A 14,846-nucleotide genomic window follows, 5' to 3' on the forward strand; every position below is an offset into this window, starting at 1 on the left:
TCGTTTATCAGGCAAGGCCGGATAAGTCGGTTACGCCGCCATCCGGCACAACAAGTTCTGCTTTATCATTAGCCTGGGGCGGCGAAAGCCGCCTTTTTCTTTATCTGAAAAATCTCTCCGGGTAGTGCATTTTCTTTAAACTTCTTTACATTAGGTTAGGCAAAAACGTAACGAACTTTATATACTGGAGTTAAGCCTGACGAGTGAGCAGGCTGACTCGTCATACTAAACAAAAGCATTGGTTGCGGTTGACCCGCGCTGCGGGCAGCACAGTCATGCGGAGTATGATAACGAAAACAGGGGGCAAGGGATGTTGCTTAACAAGATGTGTGGTCGTTGTCTGTCGGCAATCAGTTTATGCCTGGCCGTAACATTCGCTCCACTGTTCAATGCGCAGGCCGATGAGCCTGAAATGATACCTGGCGATAGCGCCGCTGCCGCGACGGATCTGGCTGGGCCGCAGAAGCAATCAGCCGCGACGGCGATTATGGCCGGGATTCAGCCGCTGCCGGAGGGCGTTTCAGCCGAGAAAGTCCGGGCTGATTTACAGTCGCAGCTTCCTTCCGGCTATACGCCGGTCTATATGAGCCAGCTGACATTGCTGTATGCCGCGCGCGACATGAAGCCCATGTGGGATAATCGCGATGCGGTGAAAGCCTTCCAGCAACAGTTGGCGGAGGTGGCGATTGCCGGATTCCAGCCGCAGTTTACCGCCTGGGTGGCATTGTTGACCGATCCCGCCGTAAACGGTATGGCGCGCGATGTTGTGTTGTCAGACGCCATGATGGGCTATCTCCATTTCATTGCGAATATCCCCGTCAAAGGCCAGCGCTGGTTATATAGCAACAAACCTTACGCATTGGCGACGCCGCCAGTCTCGGTGATTAACCAGTGGCAAATCGCGCTGGAAGAGGGCCAGTTGCCGATGTTTGTCGCCAGCCTGGCGCCGGCACCCACAGTATGCGCCCATGCATGATGCGCTGCTGAAGCTGGTGGCGGACTCTCGCCCGTGGCCGCAGTTGACCAATACCGCGACGCTGCGCCCGGGGCAATGGAGTAACGATGTGCCTGCGCTGCGCGAAATATTACAGCGTACGGGGATGCTGGATGGCGGTCCAAAGATAGCCTTACCCGGCGATAACACTGCTGATAGCGCCGTCGTCAGCCCCTCCGCCGTGGTCGACGAAACATCGGTGGCGCACGACGAACCAACGGCCCGCCGTAGTAAGCCGGCTCCGGCGGTACGCGCCGCCTACGATAATGAACTGGTCGAGGCGGTAAAGCGTTTTCAGGCATGGCAAGGGCTGGGGGCGGATGGCGTTATTGGCCCGGCGACGCGTAACTGGCTTAATATGACCCCCGCGCAACGCGCAGGCGTACTGGCACTGAATATCCAACGTTTACGCCTGCTGCCGGCGGAACTCTCTACCGGTATTATGGTAAACATTCCCGCTTATTCGCTGGTCTACTATCAGAATGGCAACCAGGTGCTGGCTTCAAGGGTGATCGTCGGGCGTCCCGATCGTAAAACGCCGATGATGAGCAGCGCGCTGAATAATGTGGTGGTGAACCCGCCGTGGAACGTTCCGCCCACGCTTGCGCGTAAAGACATTTTACCGAAGGTGTGGAATGACCCAGGCTATCTGGAGCGCCATGGCTACACCGTGATGCGCGGCTGGAACAGCAAAGAAGCGATCGATCCGTGGCAGGTTGACTGGGCCACCATTACGCCATCGAATCTTCCGTTCCGTTTCCAGCAGGCGCCAGGCGCGCACAATTCGCTGGGGCGTTATAAATTTAATATGCCGAGTTCAGATGCGATCTATCTGCACGATACGCCTAACCATACTCTCTTTCAGCGTGACGCCAGGGCGTTAAGTTCCGGCTGCGTGCGGGTCAATAAGGCCTCTGAGCTGGCGAATATGCTCTTGCAGGATGCTGGCTGGAACGATGCGCGGATCTCAGGCGCCCTGAAGCAAGGCGACACGCGGTATGTCAATATCCGGCAGAACATTCCAGTAAATCTTTACTATCTGACCGCATTTGTCGGCGCAGATGGACGTATGCAATATCGTACAGATATTTACAATTACGATCTCACAGCGCGATCCAGCGCACAAATTGTGCCAAAGGTTGAACAATTAATCAGGTAAATGAAGAAGTTCTGGTAAATATGTTGTCCTAATGTTTGGCTTCAACGGGGCGTTTCGCTGTAGACCCCCGTTGTGGCTGGGGGAGGGCCATCTTGACGCGGGCTTTATCGGCAGTTAAGGTGCCTTTCGTGCGCCAGAAGTGCATATACAACAACCTTTAAGTCGACCGGGCCGTTCAGAAGTCTGTGCCAGCCGGTATCATGTCTGCTTAAAGGTAGAAGTGTATTAACGATAACATTGACCTGTAGACCTGATTATCATGGACAAATTTGACGCTAATCGCCGCAAGCTGCTGGCGCTTGGTGGTGTCGCTCTCGGCGCCGCCATCCTGCCCGCGCCAGCGTTTGCCACACTCTCGACCCCACGCCCGCGCATTTTGACGTTAAACAATCTCCATACCGGAGAGTCAATCAAGGCGGAGTTTTTCGATGGAAGAGCCTACATTCAGGATGAATTAGCAAAGTTAAACCATTTTTTCCGTGACTATCGCGCGAATAAAGTCCGAACAATCGATCCCCGCCTGTTTGACCAACTTTACCGACTCCAGGGTCTGTTAGGGACGCGTAAACCTGTGCAGCTCATCTCAGGCTACCGTTCTCTTGATACCAATAATGAATTACGCGCCCGTAGCAGCGGCGTAGCGAAAAAAAGCTACCATACAAAAGGGCAGGCGATGGATTTTCATATTGAGGGCGTGGCGCTGAGCAATATTCGCAAAGCGGCGTTATCTATGCGCGCAGGTGGTGTAGGATATTACCCACGTAGTAACTTTGTGCATATTGATACCGGGCCGGCGCGGCACTGGTAATCAGCGAGGCTTAATCAAAGGAGCAGTATGAACTATCGTATTATTCCGGTCACCGCGTTCTCCCAGAACTGTTCATTAATCTGGTGCGAACAAACCCGGCTGGCGGCGCTGGTCGATCCGGGCGGCGACGCGGAAAAAATTAAACAGGAAGTGGACGCCAGCGGCGTGACGTTGATGCAAATTTTACTCACGCATGGGCATCTCGATCACGTCGGCGCGGCGAGTGAACTGGCGCAGCATTACGGCGTTCCTGTTATCGGTCCGGAAAAAGAAGATGAGTTCTGGCTGCAAGGACTGCCGGCGCAAAGCCGCATGTTTGGTCTGGATGAGTGTCAGCCGCTGACGCCTGATCGCTGGCTGAACGACGGCGATCGCGTCAGCGTGGGGAATGTGACGTTACAGGTGTTACATTGTCCGGGACACACGCCGGGACACGTGGTTTTCTTTGATGAACAGTCGCAACTGCTGATCTCCGGCGATGTGATTTTCAAAGGTGGCGTCGGGCGCAGCGATTTTCCTCGCGGCGATCACACCCAGTTGATTGACGCCATTAAGCGTAAATTATTGCCGCTTGGCGATGATGTGACCTTTATTCCTGGCCACGGCCCGCTCTCTACGCTCGGGTACGAGCGTCTGCATAATCCCTTCTTGCAAGATGAGATGCCGGTCTGGTAAGCAGAATGAAAAAGCCTGCACATTGCAGGCTTTTTTATCGGTCACGCCAGTCGGCAGCTTTTTACAGTACCGCGACAATGGCTTCGCACAGTGGCGCCATATTATCCGGGGTCATGCCCGCCACGTTCACGCGACCAGAAGCCACGGCATAAACGCCGAACTCTTCACGCAGACGCAGCACCTGATCTTTGGTCAGACCGCTGAATGAGAACATCCCGTTCTGCTTGATAATAAAGCTGAAGTCACGGTTCGCGCCTTTTTCCTGCAAGGTATTCACGAACAGTTGACGCATACGCTGGATACGCTGGCGCATGTCCGTCAGTTCCTGTTCCCAGATAGCGCGCAGGGCGTCATTACTCAGGATAGTCGCGACGATGGACGCGCCGTGCGCTGGCGGGTTGGAGTAGTTAGCGCGAATGGCGGATTTCATCTGGCTAAAAGCGCGATCCACGGTTTCCGCATCGGCGGCAACGAGGGTGCAGGCGCCGACGCGCTCATTATATAAGCCGAAGTTTTTGGAGTAGGAGCTGGCGACAATAAGCTCTTTATGCAGCGCGGCAAAGGCGCGCAGACCTTCCGCATCTTCTTCCAGGCCGCGGGCAAAGCCCTGGTAAGCGAAATCGAATAGCGGCAGCCACCCTTTTTCAACGGAAAGCTCAGCCAGAACCTGCCACTGTTCCAGAGTAGGGTCAATGCCGGTTGGGTTATGACAGCAACCGTGGAACAGAACCACATCGCCGGCCTGTGCTTCGCTCAGGCTGGCTTGTAGCGCTTCAAAATCCAGCGTGTGATTTTCCGCATCGTAGTAAGCGTACTCCCGAACTTCCAGGCCGGCAGCGTTAAACACGCTTTTGTGGTTCGGCCAGCTGGGGTTGCTCACCCACACCCGTTTTACCGGAGTATTTTTTGCCAAAAAGTCGGCGGCAATGCGTAACGCGCCGGTACCGCCCGGCGTTTGCGCCGTGCGTGCGCGCTTATCGTTAATCAGCGCGCTGCCTTTGCCGAACAGCAGTTCCTGAGTGCAGCGAGCAAATTCCGGAATCCCGTCAATGCCGAGATAGTTTTTCGTCGTTTCATTTTCCAGTAAATACTGCTCGGCTTTTTTAACGCTGGTGAGCACCGGTGTTTTGCCGGTTTCATCTTTATATACGCCAATGCCAAGGTTAATTTTCCCTGGACGGTCATCGGCGCGAAACAGATCGGCCAGGCCCAAAATCGGGTCGGCAGGAGCGGCGGTTATGTTCTCAAACATGACGAGGTTCCATTATAGTTACAGAAGGGAAATCCGCTATCAGGTTAACGGCAGATTTACAAAATGCCAACCGTTAGCGCTAAAAAGCCCGCCTGTTTTTGAAAGACGCACATTTTCTCTAAGAGAGATAAAAAAACAGGACCGAAGTCCTGTTTTTGAGGCATAAAACAAAGGGGTCTGCTGATCAGAACTGGTAAGTAATACCGACAGCCGCCTGATCGTCGGTGCCAACGTAGCTGGAGCTGTAGTCGTTTTCGTCCAGCAGGTTGAAACGGTAGTCAACCCATACGTTCATGTTTTTGTTGAAGTAGTAAGTCGCGCCCGCCTGAATATATTTCGCCAGATCGGCCGAGCCGTCGGCGCCGTTCAACTGCTTACCTTTACTCTGCACATACGAGATTGCCGGACGCAGGCCGAAGTCAAACTGGTACTGAGCGACCACTTCCAGGTTCTGCGTTTTGTTTGCCATTTCCACGGTATCGGTAACCGTATTTTCAACAATGCTCATATTGCGGGTTTCAGCATATACGGCAGCCAGGTAGACGTTGTTTGCATCATATTTCGCGCCAACGGCCCATGACTCTGCGCGATCGCCATTACCATCGCGATCCTGCTGATCGTTAGTACGCTTGCTGTTGCTGTACGCTGCGGTGACGCCAAAGCCGTCGAACTCATATGCCATGGTGTAACCTACGCCATCGCCATTCTGAGAGTTAATGCTGTGGTTGTCCTGATTTTTACCCTGATACTGGATACCGAAAGAGAGACCGTCCACCAGACCAAAGAAGTCAGAGTTACGGTAGGTCAACAAACCGCCAGCACGGCTGGTCATGTAGTTATCAGTATAGGCGCCGCCCCAGGTTTCGCCGGAGAAGTAGGGGGCCATATCGGTATAGGATTCAACATCGTAAACGATACCGTAGTTACGACCATAATCGATTGAACCCACTTCCGCGTATTTCAAACCCGCGAAAGCCAGACGTACCAGATTCGAGTTCTGCTGTTCGCCTTCAGCGCGGTCTGCTTTAGTACGGTATTCCCACTGACCGAAACCGGTCAGATCTGTGTTAATCTGCGTTTCCCCTTTAAAACCAATCTGGGCATAAGTCTGGTCGGCATTTTTACTATCGCCGGTCGTTGTCCATACGTGACGACCCACGGCTTTACCGTACAGATCCAGCTTATTACCATCTTTATTATAAATTTCTGCTGCGTTTGCGGTTGCAGCAGCCAGCAGGGCAGGGATCACCGCTGCCAGGATTTTGCGCTTCATCATTATTTATTACCCTCATTGGTTTTTTTATATGACACCTGCCACTGCCGTCAATAAATTCCGTCAATAAAACTTTACAGAAATATTGATGAGAGTTTGGTGTCTTTATGTGTCTGACAGGCATCTTTCCATTCAAACTAACGTTTCGCTACCGTGAAAGTGCTACAAAGATAAAGATTTAGTTTCAAAAAGAAAAATATGTAAACAAATGTTATTTTTACGGAACTTTGTGAACAACGTCAAACTTCCCCTGAGTTATCGCTTTGATTTGATCGTTTTTCTTTTATATCTATGATTTTATTGCATTTATTTGTTCGCGGCACCGTTGTGCCTGAAAAAGCAGCAGACGAGCTATTTCATAAAAATAGCCATTTAGAAGTCTTGATGTCTGAAATTGCGGTGAAAAATTGTGCTATTAGAACAGGAAAATCTAATCCGCAATAAAATTAAGGATTAATTTTTATGTGTAAATATTTTCGTGAAATATGCAGTAACAAGATGTGGTAATTCAGAGGGTTGTAATTAAATTTATTTACTTATTGATAATAAAGCTGACATTCAGGCGGAAAAAAAGGCCAGCATAGCTGGCCTTGAGTGTGTCGTAAAAATCAGAAGCTGGCGTTGCGTGGGGTCCGTGGGAACGGAATAACATCGCGCACGTTTTGCACACCCGTGACGTAAGCGATAAGGCGTTCAAAGCCCAGACCAAAGCCGGAATGCGGTACAGTACCGTAGCGACGCAAGTCGCGATACCACCAGTAATCCTCTTTATTCAGCCCCATTTCGGCCATACGGGCATCCAGCACATCCAGACGCTCTTCACGCTGGGAACCACCGATGATTTCGCCGATTCCCGGCGCCAGCACATCCATGGCCGCCACGGTTTTGCCATCTTCGTTAAGGCGCATGTAAAATGCTTTAATTTCTTTCGGATAGTTTTTCACCACTACCGGCGCTTTGAAATGCTCTTCCGCCAGATAACGTTCGTGTTCGGAAGAGAGGTCGACGCCCCAGAACACCGGGTTTTCAAATGTCTTACCACAGCGTTCCAGAATGGCGACCGCCTCGGTGTAATCCACCTGAGCGAAGTCGGTAGAGACAAAACGCTCCAGACGAGCGATAGCGTCTTTATCCACGCGTTCGGCAAAGAACTTCATGTCATCCGCACGCTCTTCCAGAACCGCGTTGAAGACATATTTCAGCATGGCTTCCGCCAGACGGGCGTTGTCTTCCAGATCGGCGAATGCCACTTCCGGCTCCAGCATCCAGAACTCCGCCAGGTGGCGGCTGGTGTTGGAATTTTCCGCGCGGAAGGTCGGCCCAAAAGTATAGATTTTGGACAGCGCGCAGGCATAGGTTTCACCGTTGAGCTGGCCGGAGACGGTCAGGAATGATTCTTTGCCAAAAAAGTCTTTGTCAAAATCTACTCTGCCCTGGTCGTTACGCGGCAGGTTTTCCAGATCCAACGTTGAGACGCGGAACATTTCGCCAGCGCCTTCGGTATCGGAAGCGGTAATCAGCGGGGTAGAAACCCAAAAGAAACCCTGCTCATCGAAGAAGCGATGCAGCGCCTGCGCCAGAGTATGGCGGACGCGCGCTACCGCGCCAATCAGGTTGGTGCGCGGGCGCAGATGCGCGACCTCACGCAGATACTCAATGCTGTGGCGTTTTGCCGCCATCGGGTAGGTATCCGGATCTTCCACCCAGCCTGCGACCTCTACTTTCGTAGCCTGGATTTCGAAACTTTGCCCCTGTCCCGGCGACGCGACAACCTTACCTGTTACTACCACGGAGCAGCCTGTCGTCAGGTGTAATACTTCTTCATTATAATTGGGCAGAGAATTATTAATGACAGCCTGTACAGGATCAAAGCAGGAGCCGTCATAAACGGCGAGGAAGGAGATGCCAGCTTTTGAATCTCGGCGGGTACGCACCCATCCGCGCACGGTGACTTCTTGGTCAACGGCTACGCGGCCCTGGAGTACGTCGGCTACAGGCACAACGCTCATAATATTCTCTCTAGTTAATAGTCGGAAAAAATAAACACTTGTCCACCCGAAATGGGGGTATTCCTATGTTACCTGGCATCTGCAATCAGACAAGCAGAAATCGCATCTGGAAGCAGGTTTTCAGAAAGAAACCTGTAAAAAGTTCGCACCTGCTCGCGAACCATTGAGAATTTAGGCTGGTTTTGCAAGCTTTGCGCACGTTACTCGATCAGGACGCGCATCTCTTGCTTGGCGTTTTGCATCACGACAATCGTTTTAAAAGACTTTATATTGCCTGAGGAAAAGAAAAGCTCACGGGTAAGCGTTTCATATTCCGCCATGTCACGAACATTGAGCACCAGTAAAAAGTCGAAATCGCCCGTTACGTAGTAGACCTGCTGCACCTGCGGGCAACTGACAAACCGTTGACGAGCCTCTTCCAGTAAATTGAATCGCTCGTTTTCGATCACCACCTGCACCACAATCGTGACCGGGCGTCCCACTTTGCCAGCATCAATAAGGCTGACATTGCCTTTAATTATGCCCGCCTCCTCCAGTGCCGCGATACGACGATTCACTGCCGAAGGTGAAAGATTGACCTGTTCGGCGATTTCCCGCTGAGAAAGACGATTATCGCGCTGCAATAATGTCAGAATGTTTTTATCCCAGGCGTCAAGCTTCATATCGCAAATAACCTCTTTAATGTGATGACTATCACTGTGCGCAATTTTGCCGCGTCCAGGCCGTTAAAAAAAGGTGAAAATTGCACGACGATGGGCATTTTCGCGCCATTTAACAGCAATAAGCATAGTACTATCATAATCAGCGGAATAAAGAAAAGGACGTAATAGATATTGTGCGACTCTTTTATCAGTACGTTTATTAAAGTGAGGATAACCACTACTACAGCCACAAAACGCGAGTTCTTTGCTTGTTTCTACTCAATAATTGACAAAAATATATTATTTCAGTAAATAAACTTTAACAAAAGGTATCATTATGCATGAGCTTATTAAATATCAGTTTAATACACGTCGGAAAAAATATGGTACAGGAGCGGCCTTAAGTTTGCTTAACGGAAATGTTGGGCATGAGGTGTTAGCATTTCATAAAAAATTACCCAATTATGCCGTTACGCCGTTACATAATCTGGCGCATCTAAGCCAGCGGCTTGGACTAGGGTCCATCCATATTAAAGATGAATCCTGGCGTTTTGGCCTGAATGCTTTTAAAGGTCTGGGCGGCTCTTATGCTGTAGGAAAATATCTCGCTGATAAATTGCAATGTGATATTAACTCGTTAAGTTTTGCTGCCCTTAATACTCCTGAGATTAAAGAAAAAATTAAAGATTGTGTTTTTGTTACCGCGACGGATGGCAATCATGGCCGTGGTGTGGCGTGGGCGGCAGAGCAATTAGGTCTAAAAGCCGTCGTTTATATGCCTAAAGGATCATCGTTAATCCGGGCAGAGAATATTCGCCATCATGGAGCTGAATGCACCATCACCGATCTGAACTACGATGATGCAGTGCGACTGGCCCATAGAATGGCGCAAACAAAAGGCTGGGTGCTTTTGCAGGATACAGCCTGGACAGGGTATGAAGAGATCCCAACATGGATTATGCAAGGCTATATGACACTAGCGGTTGAAGCTTATGAGCAGCTCGCAGAAACAAACAGTCCGTTGCCAACCCATCTTATTTTACAAGCGGGGGTGGGATCGTTTGCTGGCAGTGTTATGGGTTATTTTGTTGAAAAAATGCAGGAAAATATCCCTAATATTATTGTGGTTGAGCCGCATCAGGCCAACTGTCTTTATCAATCCGCAGTTATGAATGATGGTCAACCTCACTGCGTCACTGGCGATATGGCGACGATAATGGCCGGGCTTGCGTGTGGGGAGCCGAATATTATCAGTTGGCCTATTATTCGGGACAACACCAGTTGTTTTATTTCCGCTGATGACTGTCTGGCGGCTAAGGGTATGCGTATTTCTGCCGCGCCGCGTCCAGGTACGGATACGCCTTTTATTTCCGGCGAGTCCGGAGCTATTGGCGTAGGGTTACTTTATGAGTTGATGAACAATATGCATTATCAGGATCTTGCTAATCGCTTACAGCTTGATGCCAGTGCTCATGTTCTGCTTATTAGCACCGAAGGCGATACGTCCCCAGATATTTATGAAGATATAGTCTGGAACGGACGCAGTGCTTAAACATTACGACTAAAAAATTAGATAATAAAGGTAGCATGTAAAAAATGCGTTTTTTATACGCATAATAAACCTAATGCAGGAAGCAAGACTTTATAACAATATACCATTAAAACGGCATTTAGTGAGTAAGGGATGCTCCTACCCGCTGACTTTCCAGTTTAGTGTTGTTGGCAAAATTCAGGATTACGCTGAACTGGAAAGATTATTTCTGAGACTGAACGAATTAATTTAAATCCGAGGTCATTATGTTAGAGCAACTTTCACAACTCTTTGAATTTCTATGGGGTGGCCCATTATTTTTGTGTGTCATCGGCATTGGTTTTTATTTTACAGTACGCCTCAAATTTTTCCAGATTATCAATTTAAAAGAAATTTACCGTAATACAATTGGTACACTTGCCGGAAAAAATAAACAAAACACTACTGGCGAGGCAGCGTCTAAAAAATCCTTAAAATCAATAGAGGTGGCTGCCACTGTGCTATCCGGCTCATTAGGCGCGGGAACGATCGCAGGTGTTGCTGCGGCTATTGCGGTTGGCGGGCCTGGGGCAATTTTCTGGATGTGGATCATTGCGGTCGTGGGTATGATGACCAAAATGGTTGAAGTGACGCTGGCGGTGAAATACCGAAGTAAAGGTGAGAATGGCGAATATTATGGCGGCCCAATGCATTATATTAAGAAAGGGCTCAATAAAAAATGGCATCCCCTGGCAGGACTATATGCGTTTGCATTAATGATTCTGGTTATTACGGATGCCTGTTTTGTGCAAACTAATACGATGGCGGCGGTCATTCACTATACGTTTGACATCCCAACAAGCGTCATTGGGGGATTTATTGTCATCGTATGCGCGTTGGTTATTTTAAAAGGACTCGCCAGTCTTGGTAAATTCTGTACGATTGCACTTCCACCGATCACCATTGCCTATTTCATTGGTGCCGCTGGTGTAGTGGTATTGAATATCGAGGCTATCCCACAGGTTATAAAAAGTATTTTCTATTATGCCTTTGCCCCTGCGCCAGCAGCCGGTGGCTTTGTCGGGTCAACCATCATGATGGCCATCAGTAAAGGAGCCAGTCGCGGAATATTCACTAACGAAGCCGGCATGGGTACCTCGGCCACAGTACATGCTACTGCCAACGTGGATTATGCTTTCCGTCAGGGAATGTGGGGGGCAGTGGAAGTATTTTTTGTTTCAATGATTACCTGTAACTTTACCGCATTTGCTGTACTTGCTTCTGGTATGTGGACAGACGCCAGTTATCAAGGTATTCAGATTATCTTTGCCGCCTTAAAAGAAACATGGCATCCGATTATTGTTCAGGTTCTCTGTCTCGGTGTGGCGTTGATTCTGTTTACTTCTTATCTTGGTTCATATATTAAATTTCGCACTTCAATAAACTATATCTTTGGCGATAAGCTAGAACGCATCATTAAATGGCTATATTTTTTGCCGCCACTGATTGCCGTTAATATGGAAATCCCGGTAATCTGGTTAATGGCTGATATTGCTGTCGGTTTTCTGGTTATCCCCAACGTAATTGCTCTGTTCTTGCTGCGTAAAGAATTTATTAGCGAATTCAATTTATTCAGAACGCGTACACAGCGGGACACTAATTCTGTAAAAACAACGCAAATCACGCACGTAAATATGTCGAAGAGTGAAGGGAAAGAAGAGTAACCATCGCGGCCAGAACAGGTAAGATGGTCAGAAGAGTAACAAAGCGCCCACTTTCCGGGCGCTTCGCACAGGCATGGTTAACTTGCTTTACGCACCTGCGGGAGATCGAACGCTTTACGCAGCGCGCGCACAAACGCTTTATCATGACAGATCGTTTTACCGGGGCTGTCGGAAAGTTTAGCCACCGGCTTTCCGTTACATTCCACGAGTTTAATCACGATATTGAGCGGTTTTACCTGAGGGATATCGCAGGTCAGGCGGGTACCGATGCCGAAGCTTAACTGCACGCGAGAGGCGAAATGGCGATAGAGCTCGACCGCCTTTGGCAGATCAAGGTTATCTGAAAAGACCAGCGTTTTTGTCAGCGGATCAATCCCCAGCTTTTCATAATGGGCAATCGCCTTTTCGCCCCATGCGACAGGGTCTCCTGAGTCGTGGCGTAACCCCTGATAACGGCTGGCGAATTCAATGCCGAAATCGCGTAAAAACGCATCCATTGTAATGCAATCTGTCAAGGCGATACCAAGCTGGTCCGGATATTCGTTAAGCCAGGCGGCCAACGCGGCACGCTGGCTGGTCGCCAGGTCCGGACTGATTTGTTGATGCGCCTGGAACCATTCGTGCGCCTGAGTGCCCATCGGCGTCAGCGCCAGGCGACGCGCGAGATCATAGTTGCTGGTGCCGACGAACCATGACTCCTGCTGGAGACGTTTAACTATCGCCTGCTGCACTTCACGAGAGAAACGGCGGCGGGTGCCGAAGTCCATCAGGTGGAAGCGGGACATATCGAGATTGGCGGTTAACGCAGTGAAATCAACCAGCTTACTTTCCAGCGCGTCGAGCGCCTGATCAACGCCCGCGTTTGGCGAGCGGTAGTGATGAACCAGCTCACTGATCACGGCCAGCAGCGGCACTTCCCACATAATGACTTCACGCCACGGGCCGGTTAAGCGAATATTCAGCTTGCCGTTATCGTTGGTGACACAGACTTGAGCTGGGTTATAGCGAAACTCGCGTAACCAGTTCAGATAATCCGGTTTAAAAAAGGGCAGGCCGGAGAGCCACTGGAACTCGTCCTCCTGGAGGCGCAGGTGCTGCATCGCGTCCACCTGCTCGCGAATAGCATCGGCATAAATACCCAGCAGGTCGTCGCCACGGCAACGAAACTCAGCCGCTACCTGCACATCATAGTAGTGGTGAAAAACGGCTTGCTGCATATGCAACTTATAAGCATCTGTATCCAGCAACGAGTGCAGAACAGGAGAAGCGAATTGTGTCATAGGTGCGCTGTTGCGTCCTCTCACGGGAGCGTTTAGTACAATAAACAACTAAGAAAACCGCTGGAGTATACCTTGTTTAGCGATTTATTGAACCCCGATCACACCATAAGCTGTCTTTAGGGTCGAGCGCATTTCGTGCCCCATGTTATAAAAATGTAGCGATGCGACTGCTAACCCCTTGAATTTAAGGATTTCTACTGCGCTGCTACCATGCTTTGGGGCAGTGATGGGGCATATCGGGAAAGTGCCTGGTTGAGCAGAGAAACCTGTTCTGCGCTCTTCTCTGACATCCACTTTCCATACACCTTGTAAACCATCTGTGCATCGGTATGCCCCATCTGCGTTGCTATAAAGTTTGGGTTAGCACCAGCTGATAATGACCAGCATGCATAGGTATGTCGTGACTGATACGCGTTACGGTAACGAATGCCGGCACGCTTGATTATCGGGGCCCAAATTTTATTAATGGAATTAACCGCGTAGTGATATCCTGTGCGAGGTCCACGTTTGACGCATTGAGGGCTGAATACGAACGTGCAGGGCTGAATGACAGATTGTTCATATTCCCGCAACTTCACTTCAACCTCAAACTGCCGGCCAAGGCGTGTCAACTGGGCCTGATTCCTCAGGGCATCAATAGCTGGTTGAATGAGATATATCACCCTGTCAGTACCTGCGTCGGTTTTTGGCAGGGTGAACTCATCCGTCTGGGTAAGGTTGCGCTTCACAATGATCGTCCCGGCATGCAGATCGATATCTTCCCAGGCCAGACCGCACAACTCCCCATGCCTCATTCCGGTATAGACTGCCAGTGACCAGAGATTTCTCATCTGCTGGTGGCCGCATGCCTGGATAAACCTGATGAACTCGTCTGTCGTGAGTGGATCTGGTTCCCCTTTCGCTTTCTTGAGACGGTTAATTCCGCTAAACGGGTTTTCCTTTGCATAGCCGTTATCTGTTCCAAACTGGAAGATCTCGGCCATCAGCATCATGTAATTATTCACTGTGGACGATTTCCGGCCTTTAACCTGAGTCCGGTGATCCTTCTTCATTACCTGAAAGCCCGTCAGCAACTTCTTCCTGACATACAGCAAATCCTCAGTAGTCACCGCAGAAACCATTTTGTTTTCGCCGATGAGTGGAAGCATGTTTTTTATGATAGATTCGTACCTACTCATGGTATTAGAGCTGATCTCCATTCTCTTCAGCTCGGACCATCTTTCGGTAAGCTCCAGCACAGTAATTTCCTTTCTATCCTGACCGAACCGGGCAAGGTTCGGTGAGTTTGGGAATTTTTCCACATAGTTAAAATTCCCCATCCTTATCGCAAAACAAACCGAAGAACGCAGTTCGTCAGCTATCTTGCGATTTTTTGCAGTGTCAGGGATACCAAGGTTTTCCCTGACACGTTTACCTTTATACAGAAACCAGATGCGGAGCGAACCGCCGTGGTTTTCGACGCCTGTCGGGTATGATGCATTAGCCATTAATCCCTCCTGACGTCCAGGAGCATTGACGAGT

Annotated in this window: 10 protein-coding genes and 1 pseudogene; 5 read left to right on the top strand and 6 right to left on the bottom strand. The window is 49.8% G+C overall.

Annotation, left to right across the window (positions count from 1 at the left end; all coding sequences use genetic code 11):
• The first annotated feature begins 310 nt into the window (after positions 1-310).
• The 3 genes and pseudogenes from ldtD (at position 311) to ACFK9X_RS09180 (ending at position 3,636) form a co-directional block, all read left to right on the top strand.
• Positions 311-2,153, top strand: a pseudogene (gene ldtD / locus ACFK9X_RS09170) (L,D-transpeptidase).
• 259 nt (positions 2,154-2,412) lie between these two features.
• A complete protein-coding gene (locus tag ACFK9X_RS09175; protein ID WP_001748323.1) occupies positions 2,413-2,961 on the top strand; it encodes a YcbK family protein in 549 nt (182 codons plus the stop codon).
• Between the two features lie 27 nt (positions 2,962-2,988).
• On the top strand, positions 2,989-3,636 hold the full coding sequence (locus tag ACFK9X_RS09180) for an MBL fold metallo-hydrolase (protein WP_001109471.1): 648 nt from the start codon (positions 2,989-2,991) through the stop codon (positions 3,634-3,636).
• A 61-nt stretch (positions 3,637-3,697) separates the two neighbouring features.
• On the opposite strand, the gene aspC is transcribed toward ACFK9X_RS09180, so the two are convergent.
• From aspC to ACFK9X_RS09200, 4 genes are all read right to left on the bottom strand, one after another.
• Positions 3,698-4,888: an aspartate transaminase gene (gene aspC, locus ACFK9X_RS09185; RefSeq protein WP_000462653.1), complete on the bottom strand. Its 1,191-nt coding sequence runs from the start codon at positions 4,886-4,888 to the stop codon at positions 3,698-3,700.
• 184 nt (positions 4,889-5,072) lie between these two features.
• Positions 5,073-6,164 (bottom strand): porin OmpF, encoded by a 1,092-nt coding sequence (gene ompF / locus ACFK9X_RS09190; protein WP_000977709.1) that lies wholly within the window; start codon positions 6,162-6,164, stop codon positions 5,073-5,075.
• Positions 6,165-6,769: 605 nt separating this feature from the next.
• Positions 6,770-8,170 carry an asparagine--tRNA ligase gene (gene asnS / locus ACFK9X_RS09195; RefSeq protein WP_000117871.1) on the bottom strand — a complete coding sequence of 467 codons (1,401 nt, stop codon included), beginning with the start codon at positions 8,168-8,170 and terminating at the stop codon, positions 6,770-6,772.
• 200 nt (positions 8,171-8,370) lie between these two features.
• Positions 8,371-8,832 carry an Lrp/AsnC family transcriptional regulator gene (locus ACFK9X_RS09200; protein WP_000762343.1) on the bottom strand — a complete coding sequence of 154 codons (462 nt, stop codon included), beginning with the start codon at positions 8,830-8,832 and terminating at the stop codon, positions 8,371-8,373.
• Positions 8,833-9,148: 316 nt separating this feature from the next.
• Here ACFK9X_RS09200 and dpaL point away from each other — a divergent pair, with 316 nt between their 5' ends.
• Both dpaL and ACFK9X_RS09210 read left to right on the top strand, forming a co-directional pair.
• Positions 9,149-10,363, top strand: a complete 1,215-nt coding sequence (gene dpaL, locus ACFK9X_RS09205; protein ID WP_020438006.1) for a diaminopropionate ammonia-lyase — start codon at positions 9,149-9,151, stop codon at positions 10,361-10,363.
• Between the two features lie 245 nt (positions 10,364-10,608).
• Entirely contained in the window at positions 10,609-12,045 is a 1,437-nt protein-coding gene (locus ACFK9X_RS09210) for a sodium:alanine symporter family protein (RefSeq protein WP_151116234.1), read from the top strand.
• 77 nt (positions 12,046-12,122) lie between these two features.
• Here the strand turns inward: ACFK9X_RS09210 and pncB are convergent, their stop codons facing one another.
• Both pncB and ACFK9X_RS09220 read right to left on the bottom strand, forming a co-directional pair.
• Positions 12,123-13,325, bottom strand: coding sequence for a nicotinate phosphoribosyltransferase (pncB, locus tag ACFK9X_RS09215; RefSeq protein ID WP_000191404.1), 1,203 nt, complete (start codon positions 13,323-13,325; stop codon positions 12,123-12,125).
• 194 nt (positions 13,326-13,519) lie between these two features.
• Positions 13,520-14,812 carry a site-specific integrase gene (locus tag ACFK9X_RS09220; protein ID WP_151116236.1) on the bottom strand — a complete coding sequence of 431 codons (1,293 nt, stop codon included), beginning with the start codon at positions 14,810-14,812 and terminating at the stop codon, positions 13,520-13,522.
• Positions 14,813-14,846: the final 34 nt, after the last annotated feature.

This window comes from Salmonella sp. WC3 (assembly GCF_042932255.1).
Taxonomy (GTDB): domain Bacteria; phylum Pseudomonadota; class Gammaproteobacteria; order Enterobacterales; family Enterobacteriaceae; genus Salmonella; species Salmonella enterica.